The 26,880-nt window shown below is 67.8% G+C and carries 23 protein-coding genes and 1 pseudogene; 22 read left to right on the forward strand and 2 right to left on the reverse strand.

Going from position 1 to position 26,880, the window contains the following annotated elements:
* The first annotated feature begins 346 nt into the window (after window positions 1-346).
* The 5 genes from ACPCUW_RS09495 (at window position 347) to ACPCUW_RS09515 (ending at window position 5,564) form a co-directional block, all read left to right on the forward strand.
* Window positions 347-2,578 carry an MMPL family transporter gene (locus ACPCUW_RS09495; RefSeq protein ID WP_423424351.1) on the forward strand — a complete coding sequence of 744 codons (2,232 nt, stop codon included), beginning with the start codon at window positions 347-349 and terminating at the stop codon, window positions 2,576-2,578.
* A gap of 154 nt (window positions 2,579-2,732) precedes the next feature.
* Complete coding sequence (locus ACPCUW_RS09500; protein WP_423424352.1) at window positions 2,733-3,401, forward strand: HAD family hydrolase; 669 nt, start codon at window positions 2,733-2,735, stop codon at window positions 3,399-3,401.
* Window positions 3,402-3,580: 179 nt separating this feature from the next.
* Window positions 3,581-4,528: a helix-turn-helix transcriptional regulator gene (locus tag ACPCUW_RS09505; protein ID WP_063012815.1), complete on the forward strand. Its 948-nt coding sequence runs from the start codon at window positions 3,581-3,583 to the stop codon at window positions 4,526-4,528.
* Window positions 4,529-4,705: 177 nt separating this feature from the next.
* Window positions 4,706-5,332 carry a PAS and ANTAR domain-containing protein gene (locus tag ACPCUW_RS09510; RefSeq protein ID WP_227462964.1) on the forward strand — a complete coding sequence of 209 codons (627 nt, stop codon included), beginning with the start codon at window positions 4,706-4,708 and terminating at the stop codon, window positions 5,330-5,332.
* Between the two features lie 67 nt (window positions 5,333-5,399).
* Window positions 5,400-5,564, forward strand: a complete 165-nt coding sequence (locus tag ACPCUW_RS09515; RefSeq protein WP_181068463.1) for a hypothetical protein — start codon at window positions 5,400-5,402, stop codon at window positions 5,562-5,564.
* A gap of 43 nt (window positions 5,565-5,607) precedes the next feature.
* On the opposite strand, the gene ACPCUW_RS09520 is transcribed toward ACPCUW_RS09515, so the two are convergent.
* On the reverse strand, window positions 5,608-7,920 hold the full coding sequence (locus tag ACPCUW_RS09520) for an MFS transporter (RefSeq protein ID WP_423424353.1): 2,313 nt from the start codon (window positions 7,918-7,920) through the stop codon (window positions 5,608-5,610).
* Window positions 7,921-8,128: 208 nt separating this feature from the next.
* Here ACPCUW_RS09520 and ACPCUW_RS09525 point away from each other — a divergent pair, with 208 nt between their 5' ends.
* The 14 genes from ACPCUW_RS09525 to ACPCUW_RS09590 all read left to right on the forward strand — a co-directional run bounded on the left by ACPCUW_RS09525 (window position 8,129) and on the right by ACPCUW_RS09590 (window position 22,042).
* Window positions 8,129-9,028 carry a phosphotransferase family protein gene (locus tag ACPCUW_RS09525; protein ID WP_063012908.1) on the forward strand — a complete coding sequence of 300 codons (900 nt, stop codon included), beginning with the start codon at window positions 8,129-8,131 and terminating at the stop codon, window positions 9,026-9,028.
* A gap of 148 nt (window positions 9,029-9,176) precedes the next feature.
* Window positions 9,177-10,034, forward strand: a complete 858-nt coding sequence (locus ACPCUW_RS09530) for an MlaE family ABC transporter permease (RefSeq protein ID WP_423424354.1) — start codon at window positions 9,177-9,179, stop codon at window positions 10,032-10,034.
* On the forward strand, window positions 10,034-10,897 hold the full coding sequence (locus ACPCUW_RS09535; RefSeq protein WP_423424355.1) for an ABC transporter permease: 864 nt from the start codon (window positions 10,034-10,036) through the stop codon (window positions 10,895-10,897). Before ACPCUW_RS09530 ends, ACPCUW_RS09535 begins: the two co-directional genes overlap by 1 nt.
* A gap of 4 nt (window positions 10,898-10,901) precedes the next feature.
* Entirely contained in the window at window positions 10,902-11,960 is a 1,059-nt protein-coding gene (locus ACPCUW_RS09540; protein ID WP_423424356.1) for an MlaD family protein, read from the forward strand.
* Window positions 11,961-12,965: an MlaD family protein gene (locus ACPCUW_RS09545; RefSeq protein ID WP_423424357.1), complete on the forward strand. Its 1,005-nt coding sequence runs from the start codon at window positions 11,961-11,963 to the stop codon at window positions 12,963-12,965.
* Window positions 12,953-13,996: an MlaD family protein gene (locus ACPCUW_RS09550; protein WP_423424358.1), complete on the forward strand. Its 1,044-nt coding sequence runs from the start codon at window positions 12,953-12,955 to the stop codon at window positions 13,994-13,996. Before ACPCUW_RS09545 ends, ACPCUW_RS09550 begins: the two co-directional genes overlap by 13 nt.
* On the forward strand, window positions 13,996-15,099 hold the full coding sequence (locus tag ACPCUW_RS09555) for an MlaD family protein (RefSeq protein ID WP_423424359.1): 1,104 nt from the start codon (window positions 13,996-13,998) through the stop codon (window positions 15,097-15,099). The genes ACPCUW_RS09550 and ACPCUW_RS09555 overlap by 1 nt, the downstream gene beginning before the upstream one ends.
* The gene (locus ACPCUW_RS09560) at window positions 15,096-16,193 is read left to right on the forward strand and encodes an MlaD family protein (RefSeq protein WP_245925583.1); all 1,098 of its coding nucleotides are present in this window, start codon (window positions 15,096-15,098) and stop codon (window positions 16,191-16,193) included. The genes ACPCUW_RS09555 and ACPCUW_RS09560 overlap by 4 nt, the downstream gene beginning before the upstream one ends.
* Window positions 16,190-17,146, forward strand: coding sequence for an MlaD family protein (locus tag ACPCUW_RS09565; RefSeq protein ID WP_423424360.1), 957 nt, complete (start codon window positions 16,190-16,192; stop codon window positions 17,144-17,146). Before ACPCUW_RS09560 ends, ACPCUW_RS09565 begins: the two co-directional genes overlap by 4 nt.
* 40 nt (window positions 17,147-17,186) lie before the next feature.
* Window positions 17,187-17,816, forward strand: a complete 630-nt coding sequence (locus ACPCUW_RS09570) for a hypothetical protein (RefSeq protein ID WP_423424361.1) — start codon at window positions 17,187-17,189, stop codon at window positions 17,814-17,816.
* A 42-nt stretch (window positions 17,817-17,858) separates the two neighbouring features.
* Complete coding sequence (locus ACPCUW_RS09575) at window positions 17,859-18,662, forward strand: acyl-CoA thioesterase domain-containing protein (protein WP_423424362.1); 804 nt, start codon at window positions 17,859-17,861, stop codon at window positions 18,660-18,662.
* 88 nt (window positions 18,663-18,750) lie between these two features.
* Complete coding sequence (locus tag ACPCUW_RS09580) at window positions 18,751-21,051, forward strand: glycosyl hydrolase family 65 protein (protein ID WP_423424363.1); 2,301 nt, start codon at window positions 18,751-18,753, stop codon at window positions 21,049-21,051.
* 59 nt (window positions 21,052-21,110) lie between these two features.
* Window positions 21,111-21,341 carry a hypothetical protein gene (locus tag ACPCUW_RS09585; RefSeq protein WP_423424364.1) on the forward strand — a complete coding sequence of 77 codons (231 nt, stop codon included), beginning with the start codon at window positions 21,111-21,113 and terminating at the stop codon, window positions 21,339-21,341.
* Window positions 21,338-22,042, forward strand: a complete 705-nt coding sequence (locus ACPCUW_RS09590) for an MBL fold metallo-hydrolase (RefSeq protein ID WP_423424365.1) — start codon at window positions 21,338-21,340, stop codon at window positions 22,040-22,042. The genes ACPCUW_RS09585 and ACPCUW_RS09590 overlap by 4 nt, the downstream gene beginning before the upstream one ends.
* Window positions 22,043-22,074: 32 nt before the next feature.
* On the opposite strand, the gene ACPCUW_RS09595 is transcribed toward ACPCUW_RS09590, so the two are convergent.
* On the reverse strand, window positions 22,075-23,037 hold the full coding sequence (locus ACPCUW_RS09595) for an acyl-ACP desaturase (RefSeq protein ID WP_063012841.1): 963 nt from the start codon (window positions 23,035-23,037) through the stop codon (window positions 22,075-22,077).
* A 287-nt stretch (window positions 23,038-23,324) separates the two neighbouring features.
* Here ACPCUW_RS09595 and ACPCUW_RS09600 point away from each other — a divergent pair.
* The 3 genes and pseudogenes from ACPCUW_RS09600 to ACPCUW_RS09610 all read left to right on the forward strand — a co-directional run.
* Window positions 23,325-25,043: pseudogene (locus tag ACPCUW_RS09600) on the forward strand (MFS transporter); the annotation flags it as partial.
* 144 nt (window positions 25,044-25,187) lie between these two features.
* Window positions 25,188-26,021 (forward strand): MSCRAMM family protein, encoded by an 834-nt coding sequence (locus ACPCUW_RS09605; RefSeq protein ID WP_423424496.1) that lies wholly within the window; start codon window positions 25,188-25,190, stop codon window positions 26,019-26,021.
* Between the two features lie 519 nt (window positions 26,022-26,540).
* On the forward strand, window positions 26,541-26,876 hold the full coding sequence (locus ACPCUW_RS09610) for a hypothetical protein (RefSeq protein WP_063012843.1): 336 nt from the start codon (window positions 26,541-26,543) through the stop codon (window positions 26,874-26,876).
* Window positions 26,877-26,880: the final 4 nt, after the last annotated feature.

Here is a 26,880-nt window from a genome sequence, read left to right on the forward strand (position 1 = left end):
TGTTCGGTGCCGGCTACCCGGCCACTGAACCCACAGTGCCGCAACAGTATTCGGTACAATCTCCGACGGCCGACCGGGCCCTCACGGAGGGCTTTGCTCACCACTCACAAGAGCGACGGGCCGCGATTATGATCCGTCGGTAAATTGCTGTACATCGGCCGAATTCGCGCGCAACCCGTCCTATCTTTCCTCGAACGCTCATTTTCTTCAGGGAGCTGTCGGCCGCCCCCACGGCGATACGGCGGTTAATTTCCGGAAATTCCGCCGAAACTCCAGGTCCGGTCTCTCGGCGAGCGTCGCGAAACGACAGCCGAACCGATCCGCGCAAACAGTTGGGAGCCGGCACTTGTCCGCCGAATCGAATCACTGGGCCGATGTCGTGCCGCGCCGGCGGTTCACGGTGATCGGTGTGCTGGTGACGGGCCTGCTCGCCCTCGGCTGGTACGGGCTCGGCCTCGGCGCGCATCTCAGCTCCAGCGGCTGGGACGATCCGTCCTCGGAATCGGTGCGGGCCGCGCGCGTCCACGAGCAGATCTTCGGGCGCGACCACAGCGCCGACGTGGTGCTGCTGTATCACGCGCCGCCCGGCACGACGATCGACGATCCGGCCTTCGCCGCGCCGATCGTGGCGAGCCTGAACAGGCTGCCCGATCGGCACCCGCGGCAGATCGACCGCGTGAACGGCGCGTACTGGCCCACGAGAACGGGTGTGGCACTCCCGGATGTGTTCGGCTCCGCGGACCGTGAGCACGCCTTCGCCTCGATCGCCATCCACGGCGACAACCCCACCGAGCAGATGCGCAACTTCCGAGCTGTCGCGCACGCCTTCGATGTCCCGGGAGTGAATATGGAGGTCGCCGGCGGGCAAGCGGTCGCCGGCGCCCTGAACGACACCATGGCTCACGATCAGCAGCGCATGGAACTGTTCGCGATTCCCGCGGTGGCGGTGCTGCTGTTCTTCCTCTTCGGCGGCGTGGTGGCGGCGGCGCTGCCGTTGATCGTCGGCGGGCTCACCGTCCTCGGTGCCTGGGGGCTCATCCGCATGCTGACCACCGTCACCGAGGTGAATTCCTTCGTCTCGCCGGTGGTTTCGATGGTCGGGCTGGGCCTGGCCATCGACTACGGACTGTTCGTGCTGAGCCGGTTCCGCGACGAACTCGCCGACGGCCGCGAGGTCGACGACGCGGTGCGGCGTGCCGTGGCGACCGCGGGCCACACCGTGATGTTCTCCGCGACCATCGTGGCCGTGGCCGCCGCCGGAATTCTGGTGTTCCCGCAGGGTTTTCTGCGCTCGTTCGCCTACGGCGCCATCATCACCATCTCGCTGGCCGCGTTCACCTCGGTCACGCTGCTGCCCGCGATGCTGGCGGTGCTCGGCCACCGGGTGGACCGCTTCGGCGTCTCCTGGTTTCGCCGGACCACGCCACCGGGCCGGGTTCCGGACAATCTCTGGGGGCGAATCGCCGACCGTGTGATGAAAAGGCCGCTGCTCGTAACGGTTTCGGTGGTAATCGGATTGCTGGTGCTGATCGCGCCGATCCGGGATCTGGCCTTCGGCGCGATCAACGAACGGTTCCTGCCACCGGACCATCCGACGCGGCTGGCCCAGCAGCACTTCGACGAGATCTTCCCGCTGCGCCGCATCAACCCGATCGACCTGGTGCTGATCACCTACGACCCCGCTGCCGCGGACACCGTGCTGGCCGAGGCAGGCCACGCCCCGGGTCTCGCGGCGCCGTTCCCCGCCTGGCTGCAACGGCCCGCGCAGTCCAGCGTTCTCACCACGCAGACGGTGCTCGCGCCCACCGCCGACAAGGACGCGGCGATCGATTACCTGCGTTCGATGGCCCTGCCGAAGGGCGCCACCCTGTTCGTCGGTGGGCAACCCGCCATCGAGAAGGACAGTATCGACGCCCTCGTGCACCGGATACCGCTGGTGGTCGCCCTCGTATTCCTCGCCACCACCGCCCTCATGGCCTGGAGTTTCCGGTCGCTGGTGCTGCCGTTGAAGGCCGCCGCGCTGAATCTTCTCGGGCTCGGCGCCACGGTCGGCATCCTCACCTGGATCTTCATCGACGGGCACGGCGCCGGGCCGCTCGGCTTCACCCCGCAACCGATCATGGCGCTGGTCCTGGTGGTGATCGTGTCGGTGATCTACGGGTTGTCCACCGACTACGAGATATTCCTGCTCTCCCGCATGGTCGAGGCGCGAGCCGCGGGCGCGTCCACCCGCGAGGCGATCCGCGCCGGCGTCGCCCACACCGGGCGCATCATCACCGCAGCCGCCCTGATCCTGCTGGTCGTCACCGGCGCCTTCGCGCTGTCGGATCTGGTGATGATGCAGTACATCGCCTTCGGCATGGTGGCCGCGCTGGTCATCGACGCGACCATCCTGCGCGTGCTGCTGGTTCCGGCGACGATGCGCCTGCTAAGCGACGCCTGCTGGTGGGCGCCGCGCTGGTTGCGCCGCGAACCGGGGCGGACGGCCGCGGACCACGAAGCCGACGTCGGGACAGACACTTTCGCGGACACCGACGACGCGCCTTCGCTGCCCGCGCCGGTGGCGAGCAACCGGTGACCGGTTGTGGCCATTTCGTTTCCGGTGCCCTGGTAGTGGCCAGTTGCCGACTCCGGCGAGGATGTCCGCCGCCGCATCGAGGGTCTCCTCGGTACAGTGGCGTCTGGTCTCGAATGGCTCGTCGCGCAGGCTTGCACCGGAAGAAGGAGATGCCGTGCCCGAACCCGCAGCCGTCCTCTTCGACATCGACGGCACGCTCGTCGACTCCAACTATCTGCATGCCGTGACCTGGCATCGAGCCTTCCGCGAGGTCGACGCGGACGTGCCGATCTGGCGGATCCACCGCAGTATCGGCATGGACGGCGACGAACTGCTGCGCACGCTCGCCCCCGACCTCGACAGCGAGACCGCCGATACCGCGAGCGATCTGCACAGCCGCTACTACCTCGACCGCGCCGACGAGCTGACCCTGCTGCCCGGCGCCCGCGAGATCCTGCGGCATCTGCACGACGCGGGTTTGCGGGTCGTCCTCGCCACCTCCGCACCGCCCGACGAATTGGCCCGATTGCGCGACCTGCTCGATGCCGAGTCGTGGTTGTACGCGGTGACCGGCGCCGAAGACGTGGAGACGGCCAAACCCGACCCGACCATCGTCCAGGTGGCGCTGGACCGGGCCGGGGTCACGCCGCAGCGAGCGGTGTTCATCGGCGATACGGTCTGGGATATGCGCGCCTGCACGAAGCTGGGCGTGGCGGCCATCGGCGTCCTGAGCGGCGGAATATCCCGCGGCGAATTGACGGCCGACGGTGCGGCCTACGTCTGCGACGATGTCGACCATCTGCGCCGTGACCTGCGTCGCAGCCCGCTCGCGTCACTTCTCTGATCGTTTCCGGCGCCAATTCGTTACTGCCTCGAGAATCATGTCACCGTCGGGTGACACGACGCGCGCTGCGGCAACACTATGGACAAGTAGGCTTCGAATTCCGCACGGCGCGGCCTGGACCAGGCGACCGTGCCCGGAGCAGTGGCAGTGGCAGTGGCACAGCGGAGGATCACCGATCGATGACAGAAGAGTTCGACAGCGAGAGCTTGGCTGCCACCGAGCAATTTCTGAACCGGAACTACACGACCATGGAGATCGGCAATGCCACCGAGGTCCCGGTTCGCAGCCGGATCGCGCGCGACATGCTGGGCCAGGTGAGTCTCGACCGGCTCGAACTCGGATTCGATATGAGCTACGACGCCGATCCGCTGAACAAGATCTGCCTGATCGGGGTCGAAGCCGGATGGGTCGAGGAAGAATACGTCGACGCGGGCAACGATACGTTCGGGCCCGGCGAGATCGGAATTCTGACCCCGCCGGACCTGCCGTACTCCGGTGTCGTCCACCGGGCCGACTTCACCATCACGATGTTCGATCCGTCCCTGCTCGGCAGAGTCGCCTCGGGGAATCGGCCCGGAACCGCGGAGGTGGCCCTCACGAGCCATCGCACCGTCACTCCGGAGGCCGGCCATCGGCTCACCGCGGTCATCTCGCACATGCAGCAGCTCGCCGCCTCCTACGACGGTGACGTGCCGCCACTGGTGGCGGCCACGGCGTCGCAATATCTGGCGGCGACCGTACTGCACGCGTTTCCGAATACGGCCGGGCTCGAGGCGACCCCGGTCGATCGCCGAGACGCGCATCCGCTCACTGTGCGCCGCGCGATCGCGTACATGGAATCCCACATCCACGAGGACATCGCGGTGACCGACATCGCGGCGGCGGCCTATGTGACCGTGCGGGCGCTGCAGATCGCATTCCGCCGGCATCTGGACACGACGCCGACCGCGTATCTGAAGCGGATGCGGCTGCGCGGTGCCCATGAAGACCTGGTCGCGGGCAGTGCGGACGACGGCGACAGCGTGGCCGGCATCGCCGCCACATGGGGTTTCGGCCACCCCGGTCGTTTCGCCGCGCTCTACCGCCGCCACTACGGCCGCTCACCCGCCGCCACCCTCGCCGGCTGAGCGCTGGACCGGGGCATACGCCGGTACAGGGCGTCCTCAGGACGGAAAACGAACGATTCAGTCCACTGTGCGTTCGAACGCGGGCAGCGGGCTCTACGCGTGAACATAATGATGCTTGTGCATAGAACGGACCCCCTTGCCGACCACACGACACCCGTGACCAGCGCGTCCGGCCGGATGCCGCAGGTCGGGTCGTTCCGGTTCTGGTTCGCCACCCGTCGCTGGGAATGGTCGGAGGAGGTGTACCGGATGCACGGGTACACCCCCGGCGGAGTCGTCCCGACCACGGAACTGCTGCTCGCGCACAAACATCCGGACGACCGCGAGGAGGTCGCCAAGACCATCGCCCGCGCGATCGAATTGGGCGAATCGTTCTCCAGCCGGCATCGGTTCGTCGATACCGCGGGCACCGTGCACAACGTGATGGTCGTCGCCGACCGGATCTTCGACGACGCCGGGCAGGTCGCCGCTACCGCCGGTTTCTACATCGACCTCACCGACACCCTCGCCGAGAACGAACGCGAAACCCTGTCCGCGACGCTGCCCGACGTGATCGAGAACCGCGCGGTGATCGAACAGGCCAAGGGCGTGCTGATGCGCATGTACCGCATCAACGCCGAGCAGGCGTTCAAGGTCCTGGCGTGGCGCTCGCAGGAAACCAACACCAAACTGCGTGATCTCGCCGCCCAGATCATCGAGGAACTTCCCCTCGTCGCGCCGCCGGCACCGGAGACCATCACCGCCTTCGACCACCTGCTGCTCACCGTGCACACCCGCATCCCGGGCGCGAAGGTCGGCGGCTAGCGGCGAGTTTGCCGACGCACCGCCCGGGTATTACGCAGCGACCGCTTCGCACACCCGGAGGTGCTCGATGTCCGAACGATTCGACGACCAGAGCCGGCCCGCGAATCCGGAGCGCGAGGACATCTCGCTCAGCGACTCGCCCGTGACCAACCGCAAGAGCCCGCTCCTGCTGGTGGTCACCATGATCATCGTGCTGGTCGTCATCGTGGTGCTGTTCGTGGTGCTGGGCTGAACGGTGGGGATGTCGCCGTCACACCCGCAGATCGAGGCCTGACTCAGCCGCAGCGCACGGATGCCGACCCGTCGTAGCCGAGTTCCACATCGTGGGTGATCCGGCCCACTCCAACGGTGACGGTGCTGCTCACCGAGGGATATCCGCGCGCCACCACGGTGTAGTGACCGGCGGGCAGATCGGAGACCACGTAGCGGCCGTTGTGGTCGGTGCGAGCGGTGGAGATCCGATCGCCGCCGGCGTCCAGAACGGTCACCTCGGCGTTGGCGACCGCCTTGCCCTGCGCCTGGACGGCGCCGGCCAGGGTTGCCATCGGTTCCAGGTCGACGTCGTGGTGCAGCAGTCCGCTGTCGGGGATGGTGAGGGTGACCGCGGTGGGGTGCATCCGGTCGGCGACCACGACCAGGGTGTGGGTACCCGACGCGACGCCGCCGCAGCTGTAGCCGCCGTCGCCGCCGGTCACCGCTGCCCCGATCACCTCTCCGAGTGGGTCGGTGAGGGTAACCGTCGCTCCCGCAACGGGTTTCTTGTCACCGGCGCGTCGGACGGTGCCGGTGAGCTCGCCGGAACTCGGCAGCGTCAGATCCACGGTCTGGGCCACGGCGCCGACGACGACGGTGACGGCCACCGGGCGATGCGCGGCGGCGGAGGCGATCAGCACATAGCTGCCGGGCGCCGGGGCGGGGAGGCGGTAGCTGCCGTCGGCTTCGCCCGTGGCGCGCGAAACCTGGTGTCCGCGTTGGTCGATCAGCGTCAGCGCCACATCCGGCACCGGCCGGCCGTTCTCGCGCCGGACGCTGCCACCGATGGCCCGGTCGTCGCCCGCCAGATCCACCGCCTGCGGCGCCGACACACCCGCGATTCCGGCGGCCACCGCACTACCGTGCGGCCCGGCAGCCGGTTCCGGGTCCGACAGCTCCGCCGTCTCCGCGATGCCGTCCGATTCCGCGGCGACGGCCTGCGGCGCATGCGCGCGCACCGACGGAATGATCACCGCCGCCAGTGCGGCGAGCACGGAAACACCGGCCAGGAACCAGAAGACCCGGGAGTACCCGGCATCCGCCGGCAGCCCGTGCGCGGTGGTGGCACCCGAGGTCAGCAGCACGGCCGACACCGCGCTGCCGATCGCACCGCCGACGGTGCGGACGTTGGCGTTCATTCCGGTGGCCGCGCCCGTCTGGGCGGGCGGCACCGCGGCGACGATGATGGCCGGCATCGACGAGAAGGCCAGCCCGATACCGACACCCAGCAGCGCACCGGCCAGGTAGATCTCCCAGCTCTGGTCGTGCCCGACGGCGAGCATTACGAACGCCGGGACGGTGATGACACTGCCGATCAGCACGATCGCCTTGGGGCCGATGCGCGCCGCCAGCGGCCCGATCGACAGGCCGATCACGAACATCGCCACCGACAGCGGCAGCATGTACAGCCCGGACTGGGTGATGCCGGCGCTCAGGCCGTATCCCGCAATCGCTTTCGGGGTCTGCAACAGCTGCGGCAGGAAGGTCATCATGGCGTACATTCCGGCGCCGGTCAGCACGGCCACCAGGTTCGTGGTCCACACCGCCGGAATCCGCATGGTGCGCATATCGATCAGCGGGGTGGTCGATTTCAGCTCGACCATGATCCAGGCGGCCGCCGCCACGACGGCCAGCGCGAACAGGCCGAGCGTCAGCGCCGAACCCCAGCCCCAGGACGGCCCCTTGCTCACCGCGAGCAGCAGCGCCACCAGCCAGGCCGACAGGAGAATCGCCGCGCCCCAATTGATATTGCCCGGACTGCGCACCGGTGATTCCGGCACGAACACGATCGCGGCCACCGCGGCCATCGCGGTGATGATCATCGGCACCCAGAACAGCCAGTGGTAGTTCAGATGTTCGACGATCGGGCCCGCCAGCACCAGCCCGAGCCCGGAGCCGACGGCGATGAGCGAGGAGGCGATCCCCACCGCGCCGTGCAGCTTCTTCGCCGGGAACTCGTCGCGAATGATGCCGAATGCCAACGGAATCACGCCACCGCCCAGGCCCTGGATCACCCGCGCCACGATCATCACCCCGACCGATTCGGTCAGCGCCGCGATCAGCGAGCCGACCGTCAGCGCGACCAGGGTGACGACGAGCATGCGTTCCTTGCCGACCTTGTCGCCGATCCGCCCGAGAATCGGCGTCGCCACCGAGGCAGAGAGCAGATATCCGGTCATCAGCCAGGTCGCGGTGCTCTGCGTGGTGTGCAGCGCCGGAATCAGCAGGGCCAGTACCGGAACGACCATCGACTGCAGCAGCGCGTAGGCGGAGATGCCGAGCAGCAGCACCGCGAAGACGACGTTGTAGTGCGGGCGGGATTTGACGCGCGCCACGGGTGGTTTCCTCCCCACGAGACGGAAGTGGAGTGAATCTCCGGTTAGAAACCCTAACAGGGATGTGAGGCAGTCCCCGACCGCGCGAACGTGATCTCGACCTCAGTAGTCGGTAACCACGATGTTGCACGAAACCGCGTCGCACGGTCCGCCGATCCCGCACAATGAGGGCAAGGATGAGGGATTCGGCAGGAACTCGGGTATGCGCATGACCGCACAGCTGGCTGGAAACGGAAATCTGTCGGTTCTGCGCGCCGCATGTCTGAGTGCCGGCATGGAAGCGGGCGGCGCACAGGAGGTGCGGTTCGGCGCGGGTACCGGTTACCGGTTGCCCAGCGGGGTCGTGGTGCGCATCAGCCACCCGGATCATCGGCCCGAGGCGCGCCGGGAGATCGAGGTCTCCCGCTGGCTCACCGCCTCCGGCGTCGCCGCGCCGCACACCCTGCCCGACGTGCGTCAGCCGCTCGAAATCCAGGGCCGGACGGTGACCTTCTGGCAGGTTCCGCCGCTGTATCAGCACGGCGCGCTGGACGATATGGCGCAGGCGCTGCTGCGATTACACAGCCTGGCGCCGCCGACGACGTTCGCTCTCGGCCAGCTGCAGCCGTTTCGCGGAATCGCCGAGTTGATCGCCACCGCCGAGCTGTTCACCGCCGACGACCGCCGCTGGCTGCGCGAGCATCTCACCGAATTGCGCGGGCGGTGGGCCGATCTGCCGAGCGGGATGCAGTGGTGTGTCATCCACGGCGAGGCCTGGGGCCGCGAATTCGCCGCCACCGTCGACCACGACGTCCTGATGCTGAACTTGGAGAACATGTCGATCGGCCCGCCGGAATGGGATCTGGTACCGACCGCGATCGCCTACGCCTCGCTGGGCTGGATCACCAGCGCGCAGTACGCCCGGTTCTGCAACGCCTACCACCTCGACGTCCTGCGGTGGCCGGGGTTCTTCCTGCTGCGCGACATCGTCGAGTTGCGGATGACGATGGATGCCGTCCGCGCCGCCGTCGCCGACCCGGTTCACCTCCACCAGGCACGCTGGCGGCTGGCCTGTATCCGCGGCGACGAAGGTCCGCGGCAGTGGCCGGGCTGGGCACCCCTGCACTGAAACCGCCTGGCCCTCACGCGGTTTCCCCTTTGCGCGAGCACGCGACGCCTCTCGCCCTCGGATCAGAGCACCCATCTGGATTGGTGTCTGGAATGTGGTCCAGGTCATATGGTACGTTCTGCCGCATGGTTCGGCGGACGGAGGTTCGATGTCGACCACTGATCTGGAAGTACACCTCGGGGGACGGGAACCCAGGGCGGCGCAGGTACTGCGCCGGAACTTCTCCGACACGGTGCTGTCGAGTCTCGCCACACTCGGCCGGGCGCTGCAGATGGGTTCCCATGCGATCCGGGTAGGCCTCGGCGATGCGGTGCGGATGCGGTTTCGGACGCGCGAAACCCTCACGCAGGCATGGTTTCTGATCAAGGTCACCGCGATACCGAGCGTGCTGATGGCGATTCCGTTCGGCGTCATCGTCTCCACCCAGGTCGGCAATATCGTCTCGCAACTGGGCGCGGATTCGATGATCGGCGCGGCCGGCGGGCTGGGGGTGATCAAACAGGGCGCGCCGATGGCCGCCGCGATGATGCTCGGCGGGGCCGGCTCGGCGGCCATCGCCTCCGATCTCGGCGCGCGAACCGTGCGGGAAGAGGTCGACGCCATGCGGGTCATGGGGATCGATCCGGTGCAGCGTCTCGTCGTTCCGCGCATCGCGGCGATGATGCTGGTCGCTCCGCTGCTCAACATCCTGATCATCGCGGTCGGCATCGCCTCCGGCTTCGCCGTCGCGGTCGCCGCGCTCGGGGTGACACCGGGCAGCTACTGGCAGTCGTTCGGCGCCTTCACCACCACCCTCGATATCTGGGTGTCGCTGATCAAGGCGCTGATCTTCGGCTTCCTGGTGGTGATCATCGCCTGCCAGCGCGGGCTCGAAGCCGGGGGCGGCCCGCGCGGCGTGGCCGACGGCGTGAACGCGGCCGTGGTCATGTCGATCGCCGCGGTCACCGTGCTCAATACCGCGATCACACAGGTGGTCACCATGTTCTTCCCGGTGAGGATGGCCTGATGACCGCGACCCCGTATGCGCCCGCGGGCCTGCGGTGGGTGCATCGCCTGGGGCGTCGCGCCCATCCGCTGCGGCCGTTCGAATCGATCGGCTTCGTCCTCGGATTCGGGTGGCAGGTGGTGTCGTCGCTGCCGTACACGCTGATGCACTACCGCCGCGAGACGGTCGTGGTGATCACCGACATGACGTGGGGCCGCGGTTCGGTGATCATCGGCGGCGGCGTGGTCCCGCTGATGTTGCTGCTCGGGGCGGCGATGGGCGCCTCCATCGGCATCGAGGCGTTCAGTGCGCTCAACCTGCTGTCGCTGGGTCAGCTCAGCGGCCTGATCTCCGCGTTCGGGGTGACCCGGGAGCTGGCGCCGATCGCGGCGGGGGTCGGCTTCGCGGCGCAGGCCGGCTGCCGGATGACCGCGGAGATCGGCTCGATGCGCATCTCCGAGGAGATCGACGCGCTGGAATCGCTCGGCGTGCGGTCGGTGCCGTTCGTGGTGACCACCCGCGTCATCGCCGGAATCATCGCCGTCGCACCGGCTTTCGTGGTGGCACTGATTCTCAGCTATCTGTCGTGCGCGCTGATCGTCACCACCATCCACGGCACGCCAGCCGGGACCTACAATCACTATTTCGATCAGTTCGTGCTGGGCTGGGACGTCATCGCCGCGACGATCAAGGTGATGGTCTTCGCGGTCGCCGTCGTCCTGATCCATTGTTACCAAGGCTTTTTCGCGACCGGCGGCCCGGAGGGCGTCGGCATCGGCTCGGGGCGCGCGATCCGGGCCAGCCTCGTCTCGATCATCGCGCTCGACATGCTCACCACCATCGTCCTCTGGGGATTCCGGTCCCCCATCACGTTCACCGGATGACCCCATGCCTCCTTATGCCCTGCCCGGCACCGAGGTCGGGCCCCGCCGCGCGCGGATCCTCGGCATCGGTGCGGTCGCGCTCGCCGTGGTGCTCGTCGTCGGCTGGCGGCTGCTGCCCGACAGCCGACCGGCCGACGAGATGCGCGTCGACCTGGTCACCGCGCAGGTCGGCGAGGGAGTCGGCGCCGGAACCGATGTCCGGCTCGACGGTGTCCGGGTCGGCTCGGTCACCTCGGTCGCCATGGCCGGAACCGGCCGGCAGCGCATCGAATTGACGCTGCGCCGATCCCAGCTGTTCGGCCTCACCGACGCGCTGACCGTCGACTACGCGCCCGGGAATCTCTTCGGAATCACTGCGCTGCAACTGAATCCGAACAGCGGCGGCACTCGGCTGCGGGACGGCTCGACCGTGGACCTGAGCGATCGCGACGCCGACCGGGTGCGCGATGCCACCCTCGCCGCGCTGCTGGAATCCACGGGCCGGCTCACCGACGACGTGCTGACCCCGAAACTCACCGAGGTGCTGCGCACCACCTCGCACGACATCAGCGCCTTCACCCCGCTGCTGCAGGCGATCGGCACGACCGCGCGCTCGTTCACCGAAACCCAGCAACTCCCACCGTCGATGGTGTTGGGCCAATTCGGCTCGGCGCTGCACGGTGTGCCGGCACTGCTCGCCGGCGCGGCCGAACTGTTGCACGCGGATCTGACGAATCAGCAGCTCGCGACGAAGGAGAACGTCGATCGCTTCTCGGAGATGTTCAATCGGGTCCAGAACGAGATGCTGCCGGTGGCAACGGAAACCCTGTACACGGCGCAGCGAAATTTCGGCGGGCTCCTGCCGATCGCCGTCACGATGCTCGACCAGGTCGCCGGTTCGGTCTCCGACCCGCGGCGTTCGGAGAGCGAATTGCGTGAACTGCTCGACCGTCTCGGCGCCGGCTTCCACGACTCGCCCTCGGGCCCGGTGCTGAACGCCCGCGTGGATCTGACCACCGTCCCCGGCTTGGCGGCGCCACTGGCAGCCCTGCTCGCCCACCAGCCCGGTGCGGGAGGTCGCTGAATGTCGACCCGCGCGTTGTGGATTCGAGTGGCCGTGTCCGTGCTGGCCATGGCCGTCGTCCTCGTCGGGGTGTTCCGGTTGATCGAGCGGCCGGTCAGCGGCGACACCGACACCTACACCGCGATTTTCACCGATGCGAACGGCTTGCGGCTCGGCGACGACGTCCGGCTCTACGGGGTGCAGGTCGGGAAGGTGCGCGACGTCGACTTGGACGGAGCGCTGGCCCGCGTGCGCTTCACCGTCACGCAGGGCCATCCGCTCTACACCGAGACCAAGGTGGCGGTGCGATATCAGAACCTCACCGGTTTCCGGTATCTCGAGATCCAGCAGCCGGATCAGCCGGGTCCCCGCCGCCCGGCGGCAGCGGCCTTCGACACCGCGCACACGGTTCCGGCCTTCGACATCACCACCCTGTTCAACGGTTTGCAGCCGGTGCTGGCGCAGCTGTCACCCGACGATCTGAATCGGTTCGCGAGCAGTATGCTCGCCGTCGTCCAGGGCGACGGCAACGGCATCGGGCCGGCGCTCGACGCCATCGACATGCTGAGCCGGTACGCGTCCGACCGCGCACAGGTGCTGTCGGTCCTGGTGAACAATTTCGCCCAGGTTTCCGCGCATATGGCCGGGAAATCCGGCAATGCCATGCAATTGATGACGAATCTGACCGAACTGTTCGTCACTATCACCGACAAATTGCCCGGCCTCGTGCAATTCGGAATGGAAATTCCGCCGATGTTGCGCCCACTGCTGGACCTGCTGGATGTCCTGGGCGTCACCGGTGAGAAGAACCGCGACCTGGACGCGCTCCTGCATCGCGTCCTTCCGAAGCCGCGTCAGGCCGCCGATGTGCTGGGACGGCTGCCCGGATTGATCCAGACCATGACGACGACCATTCCCCAGACCGGGCCCGACGCGGCGATGACCTGCTCGCACGGGATCGCACCGGCGCCCGGACCGCTGGCCGTCCTGATCGCCGGACAGAGGATCACGCTATGCCATCGGTAGTCACCCCCGCGTCGGTCACCGCCGCCCTGCGCACGGTCCGGCGCCGGATGTTCACCAGCCGTGACGAGCGCGGCGCCCAATTGCGCTGGGGCATCAGCGGAATAGTCGCGGTTCTCGTTCTGGTCGCGGCGATCGGCGTGATCGATGTCGTCGGAACCACACCCGAGCGAACATATTCCGCCGATATCGCCGAGGCCGGTTCGATCCGCACGGGTGACGATGTCCGGATAGCGGGAATTCCGGTCGGCAAGGTGAAATCCCTGCGGTTGCTTCCCGATCGGGTGCGGATGACGTTCACGGTGAAGGACGGGGTCGCCATCGGCGATCAGACCACCCTCGCGGTGCGAATGCTGACCCTCGTCGGCGGCTACTATCTGGCCGTTCAACCAGCGGGATCGAACCCGTTGGGCAACACCGTCATTCCCGTCCAGCGCGTGATTCTGCCGTACAATCTCACCCAGGCTTTCCAGGACGCCGTCGAGCCCGTGCGGCGGACCGACGGTGACGCCATCCGCCGGGATCTCGCCGCACTGGCCGGTTCGATCGACAGGAGCCCGGACGCGCTCCGGCACGCCGGCCGGGCGGTCGCCGACATCGTCGCCATCATGGACCGGCAGAACGCGGACGTATCTCGGACGCTGGCGCTGACCGACGAATATCTGACGGCGTTGAACAAGAATTCCGACACCCTCGTCACCCTGATGCGGACCTTCGGCACACTCGAGAACGTCGTCGCCGACAATCGGGAACAGCTCAGCTGGGCGCTGCACGGCCTGGCCCAGCTGGTGCAGAAGCTGGTCCCGCTCGGACGGATCTGGGACGACTCGCTACGCGAACAGGCGCAGCCGCTCGTCGACGCGATCCCGAAGCTGCGGGAACTCGGCGACCGCATGGGCGCCCTGCTCGATTCACTGCACACCTTCGAGCAGCGCCTGACACCGCTGGTCCAGCCGGGCGGCGGAGTGAGCGTCGACCAGTCCGCCGCCACCGTCACCGGCATCTGTGTTCCGGTGCCCGGAGGGGGATGCTGATGCTGAGCAGGATTCTCGGATCGCGCGGCCTGATGTCGGCGGCGGTGGTGCTGGTGCTCGTCCTGGCTGCGGGATTCGCCGTGACGATGAGCAGATCCGAACCGGCGACGCGCGGTTACTGCGCGCGGATGCCCGACAGCATCGGCCTCTACACCGACAGCGCCGTCACCGTCATGGGCGTTCAGGTCGGCAAGGTCACCGCCGTCGAGCCCGACAACGGCGCTGCCACAGTGCGTTTCACCGTACGCGCCGACCGCAAACTCCCGGTGGACGTCGGCGCGGTGACGGTCAGCCACACCATCCTGGCCGATCGCACTCTGGCGCTCATCGGCGCCGAACCCGCCGGAGCCGGTTGGGATCCGAGCCGATGCATCACCAAAACCCTGACGCCCAAGAGCATGTCGGAGACCTTCGACGCACTGGCGAAACTCTCGGATCAGCTCGACGCGTCCGGTGATCCCGCCCAGCGCACCGCCGTCGGTGACGGTCTCGACGCACTCGACCGGGCGACATCCGGCACCGGCGAGCAGCTCAACGCGCTCATCGGGCAACTCAGCCGGGCGCTCGCCTCCCCCGACGCGGCGATCGGACATCTCGGTCAGCTCATGGACGATCTCGCCGCACTGGCCCGTCGCGCCCGCAACGGATGGCCGGACCTGGAGAACATCGTGCCTCGGCTGACCCAGACCTTCTCCGATATCAACACCCTCGCGTTCCCGCCCGTGGCCGATCTCGTGACGGCGCTGGCCGGGCTGCTTCCGGAACTCAACGAGGTGATCATGAAGCTCGGCTCCCCCGCGCTGCGCGCGGTGAACGACATCCCCGGCCTGTCGAAGCTCATCGCGTCGGGAGTCGGCTCACTCGCCGAGATCATCCGCATGACCCCGGCCCTCGCCACCGGGTTCTCCGACGCGGTCGATCCGGTCAGCGGCGACTTCACCATCGGGTACGCGCCACCGAAACTGGCTCTGCCGCAGGCACAAACCGACCAGATCTGCGCGGCGCTGCGGGCGGTCGCGGGGCAACAGTGCGGGACCCCCGGCAATGGTGTGGTGACGGTGCCTGCGCTTCCGGTTCTCCTGTCGGCGGTGAGCGCGAAGTGACACGACCCTCCGCGAAACTCCGCCGGATCTGCGCCCGCACGCTGGTCGCCGCCACCCTCGCGGCATCGGCCGGGGCCTGCGGTTTCCAGCCGGCCGACGTCCCGGTGCCGGGCACCGGTGTCGGCGGACCGACCTACCATCTGCGCATCGAATTCGCCGATGTTCTCAATCTGCCGCAGGGCGCCAAGGTCATCGCGGACGGCGTGCGGATCGGGCAGCTCACCCACATCACCGTCGTCGACCCGGCGCCCGCCACCGGCACGGCTCCGGCGCGCACCGGCTATGTGATCGCCGATGTCGCGATCCGCACCTCGGTCCGGCTTCCGGTCGGCACCACCGCCCAACTGCGGCAGGCGACTCCGCTCGGCGACGTCCACATCGCACTCACCGAACCGGCCCACCCCACGGCCGGCGAGATCCGCCCGGATGCGACGATCCCGATCTCCGACACCCGCCCGCAACTTCCCATCGAGGACATCCTCGCGCAGCTGGCCACCTTCGTCGGCAGCGGCGCGGTGCACGACATCCAGAACATCGTGCAGAACGTGAACGGGATCATGCCCCCGAATCCGGCGGTGACCGCGCGGATATCGGAGGTCCTCGGTTCGGATCTCGGTGACCTTGCCGCACATACCGATTCGATTCACCAGTTGGTCAGCGGTATTCAGGCCACGGTCGACGAGGGCCTGCTGAATCACACGTCGACGTGGGATCCGCTGCTCACCCCGGACGGTGTGCAGCACACCACCGATGTGATTCGCGCCGAGATCGGTGTCGTCTTCGTCCTCACGGCCCTCGGCCCGTTCGCGCCGTCGACGAAATGGCTGGGGCCGGTGCTGGATTCGACCACGGCCGCCGCGCGCGCGGTGGTGCCGATGTTGTTCGGCAGTGCACCGCTCGACACCGGCTCCCCGTCCAACATGGCGACACTGACGAATCTGCTGCAATCGCAGATCATTCCGTTCGCCGAGCGCGGACCGAAGATCAACCTGGTCGGCGTCGCGATGCCGCCGTCTGCGGCCGTCGGCACGACACCCGAGCAACAGACCTCCCGCATCGTCGACACGCTGCGGATGATCGGAGCGGTCCGATGAGAATTCGATCGATCGTCTCGCTCACGGCGATCACCGCCGTGCTCGTCTTCGGCATCGTCTACATGACGGTGGGCGTCCTGCACCTCGATCCGCGCAAATCTTTCTTCACCGCCGATCTCCGGCTCGCCGAATCCGGTGGGCTGGGCCCGAATTCGCCGGTGCTGTTCGACGGGGTCGCGGTCGGCAAGGCGGAGACGGTACGCAAACAGGCCTCCGGCGTGCTCGTCCGGCTGAAGATCGACGACAAGTATCACATCCCGGCTACGAGCGAGATCCATATCGAACAGCTGTCGGCACTCGGCGAGCCGTACATCGATTTCGCCTCGACGAGCCCGGCTGGGCCGTATCTGCGTGACGGACAGACGATGTCGACCGAGCGGGTGCACCTGCCGATGAGCATCACGGCGCTGTCGACGCGGGCGGTACAGCTGCTCGAGCAGATCCACCCGGAGGCGGTGGCGCGGCTGGTCGACACCTTCGACACCGCGCTGAAGGGTACCGATCAGGCGATGCGCACGCTGCAGCACTCGTCCGACCTGCTGGCGGCCACACTGCTCAGCCGTACCGGCGCCATGCGGCAACTGTTCGCCGACATGCAGGCCCTCGGCGGGAACATGGACTGGCTGGGGCCCTCGCTGGAAACCGCCGGACCACAACTCGGGCTGTTCGGCACCATGTTGATCAAGATCGTCGAGGGCGGGTCCGTGCTGTCGAACAAACAACCCGTGGACAACTACTACACCGGCGACGGCCTCGTTCCGTTCCTCGGGCAACTGACCGAGCTGCTGAACAAGATCGGGCCGGGGGTGGCGCCATTGGGCCCGGCCCTGCAGCCGGTCCTCACCGAGGCCGTGCACAGCTCGCCCCATATCGACGTCAGCGCGCTGATCGGCCAGGCCCTGCAGGGCGTCGATCCCGACGGGACGCTGCATTTCCGGATCGCCGTCAAATAGCCGAGTACCAGCCAGCCCGACCGGCAGGAGGAACGAGCCGATGAGCACAGCAGTAGACGACAAAGACATCCGCGCGGCGGAGGCGGACAAGGACGAAAAATCCTGTGCCGCACAGCCTTCCGCGCCCGGCACCGAGCGGCGGGCGCCGCTGACGATCGCCGTCCGGCTCTCCACCGCAGTGACCACCGCGGTGATCGTCGCCTTGCTGGCGGTCGGCATCGTGTTCGGGTGCCTGTACTTCTCGGCGCGTTCCACCCTGTCCGATCGTGACGCCGCGGCCGCCGGCGACAAACACGCCGAGGACATCGCGTCGCAGTACGCCGTCGGCGCGTCGACCATCGACTATCACGATGTGAAGAGCTGGATCGAGCGGTTGAAGGCCGGCACCACCACGCAACTGGCGGCGAAATTCGACGCGACCGCACCGCAACTCGAGCAGATCCTGCTCCCGCTGCAGTGGACGTCCAAGGCGACGCCGCTGTCGGCCGCGGTGACCTCCGAATCGGACGGCATCTACAAGGTCAACGCCTACCTGGACGTGACATCGACCAGCGCGCAGACTCCCGACGGCGGTCGCACCACCGTGACCTACTCGCTCACCATCGACCGCAACGCGGACTGGAAGATCACCGATGTCGGCGGGTTGCAGAACGCCCTGCCCACCAAGTGAGTCGGGCGAAGGCCGCCGGCGGCGATAGGACACTATGAGCTGATGACCGATATGCCTGCCATGTTCACCGTCGACGACGCCGGTCGGTACCTGCCCCGGAAGTGGGCGTACGGCCGCTGGGGCGCGGACATGCTCAGCGGCCCCGCCGTCTGCGCAGCCGCCGCGCGCACCCTCGAACGGGAACACGGGCTGCCCGGTTTCGTGCCGGCTCGATTCACCATCGACCTGTTCAAGGCGGCGAAGGGACAGCCCCTCGAGGTGCACACCGAAGTGATCCGCGCCGGGCGGCGGATCCACATCGCCTCGGCCACGGTGCGCCAGGGTGAGGTCGAGGTCGCGGAAGCGCGCCTGGTTCAGCTGCGCGCCACCGAGACCCCTCCGGGCGAGGAGTGGCATTCCGAGCATCCGTTCGACCCACCCGCCGACGCCGGGGTGGATTGGTGGTACCGCAGCGACAACGACTGGTCGACGTCGATGGGCGACCACCAGAACTCCGGCCGCAAAAGCCTGTGGGCGGTGCCGCTGGGAGCGGTCGAGGGGGAGGAGCGCAGCGCGTTCGTGGAGGCCGTGGTCGCAGCCGAGTCCACCAGCCTGGTGACCAACTGGGGGTCGCAGGGCATCGGATACATCAATGCCGACCTCACCGTGGCACTCGACCGCCTGCCCGTCGGCGACCGAATCGGGCTGCGGGCCGAGACCCACCTCACCGCCAACGGTGTATCCGTCGGCACCGCAACGCTTTTCGATTCCCGCGGGCCGATCGGCACCGGCATGGTGACCGCCGTCGGCAACGCGGCCGCCCAGATCGACTTCTCCGCGAACGGGATCGACTTCTCCGAAGACTGAGGCGCCGGGCGATATTTCCGGCCCGATATCGGACCGCGCCGCGCGTGTCGGGTTGACCGCGCGACGGCCGGTTCCGACGATCGTCGGGGTGAGCCCGATCCGAAGGACGCCCGCTGCGCGGCGTCGGCGCTTGTGGCCGGTAGTGATCGTCGTCCTCGGTGTGGTGGCCGCACCGCCACCGGTGGCCACCGCGATCCCGGCGGGCGAGCTGTGGTCCTCGACAGCGGAATCGTTCGCACCCGGCGATTTCCACGCCGCGCCGTATCTGGGCAACGGCCGGATCGGGACGGTACTGCCGCCCAGCGGCGGCGGCTACCACGACTACGGCGACGCGGCGCGGACCTCCTTCCCGCTGCAGCAATCCCGTTATACCGGAACGTATTTGGCGGGCTTCTACGCGCAGGCCGCACTGTCACCGGAATACCTCCGGTCGCCGCAGTACACCCAGGTGATCGCGGCGTTGCCCGCGTGGACGGATCTGGCCGTCGAAGTCGACGGTCACCGCTACGACGCGGACGTGGACCCGGCCACCGTGCACGACTACCGGCAGACGCTGGACTACCGCACCGCGACGGTGACCACCCGGGCCAACTGGACACCGGATCCCGAGCATCGGCTGCGGCTTCGCTACGACACCTTCGTCTCTCGCGACCGGCCGGATCTCGCGGTGCAGAGACTGACCGTCACACCCGAGCGCCCGGGCGAGCTCGCGGTCGTCGACCGGATCGACGGCGCGGCGGCGCGGCGGGTGGTCCCGGTGACGACGACGGCCGATCCGAGCAGCGGACGCACGGTGTCGGGAGTCCGCGCCGAGGGAACCTCCGATACGGCATTCGTGGTGTCGTCCGTCGATTCCCCGCCGCAGGCCGCGGGCACCGCACTGCCCGGCGCCGACGGGATCCGCTATCTGCTGTCCGTCACCGGGAACGACAGCTACACCTTCACCGCCTACACCGGCATCTCCTCCACCGACTACGGATCCGATCCCCTGGCCGCCGCCACCGCCGCGGCCGAATCGGGCCGCGCCCAGGGGTTCGACGCCACACATTCCGCCCACGCCGCGCAGTGGGATCGGTTGTGGCAGCCCGCCATCGAGCCTCCGGGGCGCACCGACTACACCCGATGGATCCGCGCCGCGCTGTATTCCGTTCTGGCCAGCGTGCGCGCGGGCGAGCGCTGGTCGGTGCAACCGGCCGGACTGTCGTCCGACGACTACGGGGGCATGACGTTCTGGGATGCCGAGACCTGGATCTTCCCGACGCTGCTGGCGCTGTATCCGGACCTGGCTCGCACCGTGGTCGAATTCCGCGCCGCCGCACTGCCCGCCGCCCGGGCCAACGCCCGCGGCTACGGACTGCCCGGTGCGCTGTATCCCTGGGACGACGGGCCCGCGCAGCGCTGCGCCTCCCCGATCGGCTGCGGCCTGACCGAGGAACATCTGCACAACGAGATCGCCCTCGCCCAATGGCAGTACTACCTGGCCACCGGCGACAACGAATGGCTGCGCACCCGCGGCGCGCCGGTGATCACCGCGATCGCCGACTACCTGACCGCGCGGATCGGGCCGAAACTGCCCGACGGCGCCTACCATTTCGCCCCGGCCGCCGGATCCGACGAGTACGTCGCCTTCTCGGTCGACAACGCGCTCACCAACGGCGGCGTGCGCAACACGATGGACATCGCCGCCCGGGCCGCCGCACTCTCCGGTCTTCCCGTCGACCCGCGCTGGGCCGATATCGCAGCGCATATGGCGATGCCGCCCGATATCGCGCCCGGGGTGCCCGCCGAATATCTCGGCTACACCGGCGCCCCGATCAAACAAGCCGACACGGTGTTGCTCAGCTACCCGTTCACCTACGCGGCGCCCGGCTATTCGCCGGCCGCGACCACGCGGTACTACTTCGACCGCACCGATCCGGACGGCCCGAATATGAGCAACAGCGTCGGCGCGATCCTCAGTGCCCGTTACGACCCCTGTCGCACCCAGTACTACCTGGACCGATCCGTGCAGCCGTATGCCCGCGAGCCGTACGGATTCCAGGCCGAGGCGCGCGGGGACCGGTCGGGTGCCAACGCGCAGGGGCAGTCGGCGTGGATCTTCGTCACCGGTGCCGCGGGATTCCTGCAAGGACTGCTCTACGCACCGCTCGGATTGCGCTGGACCGAAGGCGGCCCGTCCATCGATCCGATGCTGCCAGGCGGCTTCCCCGACGGCCTGACCATTCGCGGCCTGGCGATCGGCGCCGCCCGGACGACCGTTCATATCACGCCCGCGAACACCACGCTGACCCTCACCTCGGGCGACCCGATCACCCTGCAGACGCCGGGTGGCTCCGTCGAACTGGTCCCTGGACAACCCCTTTCGATCCCCACCCGCGCCGCGTGCTGAGACGTACAGCGGATGTGCGACGGGGCCACCGGCCGGCCCCTCGCGACGGAGCGGTCCAGGTGAGCGGTGCGCGGTTGCGCGATGCGGCAAACGGAACCACCATCGCCGGTGTGCAGAACCACTTCGACCTCGGCGACCCGCAGCAATGGGTCACCACACTGCGCCGCAACGCGGCACCCGACACCGCAGTCGTCCCGCGCTCGCCGAGCGCGCGGACGCGGGAGCACACCGCCGCCGGCCGGTCGCGGCCGGCCGGTGAACGGCACGAGCGCGGGAGGATCGCCGCATGAGCGCCATCGAGCAGGTCGCCGATTCGGTGTACGTGGTAGCCGGAACCAACGTCAACTGGTCGCTGATCACCGGCGATTCCGGCGTGGTCCTCGTCGACGCCGGCTATCCGCGCGATACCGGCGCGGTACTCGATTCGTTCCGCCGGATCGGCCACGAACCGGCCGATCTGGTGGCGATTCTGCTGACCCACGCCCATCTCGACCACATCGGTGCCATCCCCACCCTGGTCGAACGCACGGGTGTGCCGGTCTACACGGGCGCGGACGAGGCCGCGCACGCGCGTCGCGAATATCTGCAGCAGATCACTCCCGTGGACATGGCCCGCCAGCTCGGCACTCCCGGTGGACCGCGGTGGGTGTTCCAGACACTGCGCGCGCTGGGCGGCCACGTCCGCATGAGCGTCCCTACCGCCACCAGCTACGACGAGAACACCCTGCGGCAGTTGCCCGGCGGTATCGTGGCCGTCCCGACGCCGGGGCACACCACCGGCCACACCGCCTACCTCATGCCCGACGAGGGCATCCTCTTCAGCGGCGACGCCCTGGTCACCGGCCATCCACTACTTCCCGACACCGGACTCCAAGCACTACCCGAGGTCTTCAACCACGACGAGACACAGACCCACACCACCGCGGAATCCCTGATCGCCCACCGGCCGCGGCTGCTGATACCGGGCCACGGAAAACCCATGGCCCGCTGATCTCACCGGCCCAGCCGATTTCACCGGCCCGGCTACACCCGCGCCGGATCCCGGGTCTGCGCCTTGGCCGCTTCCCGGGCCAGGATGCGCGCCCGCTGCTCCTCGAAGCGCACGACGTCGCGGCCGAGCTTGTCGAGATAGTCGGCGAGCTCCTGGCGGGCGCGCTCGCCCCGCTCGGTGAAATCGGTGCGGCCGAAGACATTCCAGTGCCGCAGCACCGGATTGAGCACCTCGTCGAGATGCTGGCGCAGATCGTAGATGCCGTGCTTGACCATCAGCACACCGTTGCGCCGCCAGTTCGGCATTCCGGTGCCGGGCATGGCGAAATTCTTCGCGATCTCGGTGACCGATTCCATCGCCTGATCCGGCGCCAGATCGAACGCCGCCGCCGCGATCGACCGGTAGAAGATCATGTGCAGATTCTCGTCGGCCGCGATCCGCGCGAGCATGTGGTCGGCGATCGGATCGCCGCACACCCGGCCGGTGGAGCGGTGGCTGATGCGAGTGGCCAGCTCCTGGAACGTCACGTAGACGACCTGGTCGAGCATGCCGTGGAAGTACTCGGGCGCGTGCACGCCGCGCGTCATGTGCACCATCCGGTCCTGCTCCAGCGCCACCGGGTCGACCCCGCGGGTGACCACCAGATAATCGCGCATGGCGATGGCGTGGCGGTTCTCCTCGGCGGTCCAGCGCCCGACCCAAGTGCCCCAGGCGCCGTCGCGGGAGAAATGCTCGCTGATGGTCCGGTGATAGGAGGGCAGATTGTCCTCGGTGAGCAAATTGGTGATCATGGCGACCTTCGCGACCTCCGACAGACGAGACTGTTCGGGATCCCAATCGACACCGCCGAGTGCGGCGAAATTGCGGCCTTCGTCCCACGGCACATAATCGTGCGGATGCCATTCCTTGGCGGTGGCCAGATGCCGGTCCAATTGGTCCGCGACGACCGGCTCCAGTTCGGTGAGCAACTGCAACTGCGTCAAATCCTTTGGCATGCAATTCCTTTCGAGAAGGTAACCATCGGGTTTACGACACACAAGGGCGATCCGAGAGCAGTGTTGCGCGGCGATACGCTACCCGTCGACCTATGGTTGCCGGAAGTTTCCGCCGCTGTGTCCCCGGTTCGAGAGCGCCGATCACGTCGCACACCGATTACATGCCCGCCGAATCAAACCTAAAGTCCGGACAATTCGGACGTGACATACTCCTCTTCAATTAGTTAGCCATCGCAACTATATTATTTGGAGACCCATTCCGTTTTCCTGTCGATGAGGGAGAGAACTTGGCTTCCGCCCAACCCGCCGAGGACCTGGATGCCTCCGACATCCGGACCGTCGGCCGCCGGCTCCGGGTAGATCACGACCACCCGCACTACAAGTGGGTGGCACTGTCGAATACGACCCTCGGCATGTTGATGGTCACGATCAACTCGTCGATCGTGATCATCTCCCTGCCGGCGATCTTCCGCGGGATCCACCTCGATCCGCTCGAACCCGCCAACGTCAGCTACCTGCTGTGGATGCTGATGGGCTTCATGCTCACCTCCGCGGTGCTCGTGGTGATGTTCGGCCGCCTCGGCGACATGTTCGGCCGAGTGCGCATCTACAACCTCGGCTTCGTCATATTCACCGTCTGCGCGATAGCGCTGTCGTTCGATCCGTTCGATCTCGGCGGCGGTGCGATATGGCTGATCGCCTGGCGTGTGGCGCAGGGTGTCGGCGGCGCGATGCTGATGGCCAATTCGACGGCCATCCTCACCGACGCCTTCCCGGCCAGGCAGCGCGGCATGGCTCTGGGCATCAACCAGGTCGCGGCGGTGGCCGGTTCGTTCCTGGGTCTGCTGATCGGTGGTCTGCTGGCCGAATGGGACTGGAAGGCCATCTTCTGGGTCAGCGTGCCGTTCGGCATCCTCGGCACCATCTGGTCCTACAAGTCGCTGCACGACAACGGCGCACGCACACCCGGGTCGCTCGACATCCCGGGTACCGTCACCTTCGCCCTCGGCCTGACGGCGCTGCTGGCCGGTATCACCTACGGCATCCAGCCCTACGGCGACTCCAAGACCGGCTGGGGCAACCCGTGGGTGCTGACCGGAGTCATCGGCGGCATCGTGCTGCTCGTGCTGTTCTGCGTCATCGAGGCGAAGTCGCGCCAGCCCATGTTCCACCTGAGCCTGTTCCGCAACCGGACCTTCGCGCTGGGCAGTTTCGCGAGCCTGATGGCCTCGATCAGCCGCGGCGGCCTGCAGTTCATGCTCATCATCTGGCTGCAGGGCATCTGGCTGCCGCTGCACGGCTTCGACTTCGAGTCGACGCCGCTGTGGGCCGGTATCTACATGTTGCCGCTGACCATCGGCTTCCTGGTCTCGGGACCGCTGTCCGGCTATCTGAGCGACCGTTTCGGCGGGCGGTTGTTCGCCACCGGCGGCCTGTTGCTCGCCGCGATCACCTTCGTCCTGCTGATCGTGATCCCGGTGAACTTCAACTACTGGCTGTTCGCGCTGATCATTTTGCTCAACGGCCTCGGCATGGGCATTTTCACCTCACCGAACACCGCCGAGGTCATGTCCGCGGTCCCGGCCTCGCAGCGCGGCGTCGCCTCCGGTATGCGCGCGACGCTGATGAACGGCGGCATGGCGCTGTCCATCGGCATCTTCTTCTCGCTGATGATCGTCGGCCTGTCCGGCACCCTGCCCGGCGCGATGAATTCCGGGCTGAAGGACCAGGGCGTCCCCGCCGACGTCGCGGGACATATCGCGGATATGCCGCCGGTCGGCAGCCTGTTCGCGACCTTCCTCGGCTACAACCCGTTCAAGGAATTGCTCGGCCCGAGCGGCACATTGGACAAGCCGGGGGTGCACGCCGATGTGCTGACCGGCCAGGAGTTCTTCCCGCACCTGATCTCCGACCCGTTCCACTCGGGCTTGGTGGTGGTGTTTCTCGCCGCCGCGGTGATGATGCTGCTCGGTTCGATCGCGTCCTGGTTCGCCCGCGGCGACTACGTCGAACACGAGGCGCAGGTACTGGCCGAAGCGGCCGGCGCCGGTCTGGTCACCGATGCGGACGCCGAGGCCGAAACCGGCCGGCCGGCCACCAACGGACATGGCGTATCCGCCGGTCGCCACGCGCTCGCGGCCACCGCGGTGATGTCCGCGGCGGCTCCGCCCGCCCGGTCGCAGCGTTCGATCACCGGACGCGTGCTGCGCACCGACGGTCATCCGCTCGACGGTGTGGCGTTGACGCTCATCGATCAGCAGGGACATCAGGTCTCGCGGGCCACCGGTGATCCGCAGGGCGGGTACGTGATCGATCCGCCGGCCCCCGGCAACTACGTGCTGATCGTGTCGGCCCGCGGACAGCAGCCGACCGCGGTCACCGTCTCGGTCGACGGCCGGCCGCAGCGCCTCGACGTCACACTGCACGGTTCGGGTGAGTTGTCCGGCTTCGTCCGCGCGGCGGGCCGAGCGGTTCCCGACGCGACCGTCACTCTCACCGATCTGCGTGGCCAGGTCGTCGGCGCGGCGGTCACCGATGCCGACGGCGGATACCTGTGCTCGGGTGTCGTGGGCGGCACCTACACACTCGTCGCGGTGGCCGCGCATCTGCGCCCGGCCGCCATGACGCTGACCGTGCCCGACAGCGGCGTCCTGCACCACGATGTGGAACTGACCTCGCTGGCCGTGCTCACCGGCGCGGTCCGGGCAGGCGACCGGGCGGTGCCCGACGCCCTGGTCACGGTGCTCGACGAGACCGGCGCGGTACTCGGCACCGCCCGCACCGACGGCGACGGCCGCTACACCGTGACCGACCTGACCGAAGGCACCCACACCGTGGTGGTTCGCGGCTACCCGCCGCGCGAGGGCCGGGTCGAGGTCACCGGCGGCGCGGTCGAACACGATGTGCGACTCGGCTACGACCTGCCCTCCGGCAGCGACGCCACCGAACCGGACCCCTCGGAACCGGCATACGACCGGGACTGACCGAGATCGGCCGAGATCGTCGGCCTCCGCGTGGCTCCAGCACAGTGCGGTGCTGGGGCCACGCGTGTTTCGGCGCGAGGAGACGACACGGCAGGGATGCCAATCGCCATCTCGCTCCGAAATGACGTGCGTGGAAACATGATTCGCCGAACGTTTCGGGCTGGACGCGACATCGGCGCGGCACTGCGGATTCGCGGGTCGACGGGCGCCTCGGGTCGACATTCCCCATCCAGGCCACCTGCGGAGCAGAGGGCATGCGGCGGCGATGAAAGTGCCCTGAACGCCTGTCCCCGTTGATCTTCGGCACACTCGGCGGGGCGCCGAAAAATGGCCGCTACCTGCGCGGAACGATTTCCGCCTCAGCAAACTCGACCGGACACCCGGCCGCCGGTGCCGCAGCCACTGCTTGTCACGGCACGAAAAACGCCGTTAAGCTCGAGTTTGCCAGAAAGATGCTGAGACTGAAGCTCCCTGGCCACCGAGTTCGCCCGCGTGTAGTCGACTCGAGGATGGACCGACATGACCTTCCTTGCCCTCGGATATCTGCGCAGAGATGTCTCGCGACGGCACCAGCATTGGGACGAGTCCCAAATCCGATGGCTGGCAGGGCGTCTGGGCTACAACCTGTGCAAGACCGTGGCACTGAGCAACCGCACCATCGATCCGATCCAGCAGTTGATCGACGCGGTGGTGCGCCTCGATGCCGAGGCCGTGGTCGTTCCGAGCCTCGACCACTTCGCCGACCGGGTGATCCCCGCCGATCTCCTCGCGATCACCGACGTCATCACGGTGACCCCCGAGCACACCTATGCGCGCTGGGCCGGCGGCGAACTGCCCGAATTGCACGGCATCTGATCGG

It is taken from the genome of Nocardia sp. AB354, from assembly GCF_049538315.1.
Taxonomy (GTDB): domain Bacteria; phylum Actinomycetota; class Actinomycetes; order Mycobacteriales; family Mycobacteriaceae; genus Nocardia; species Nocardia nova.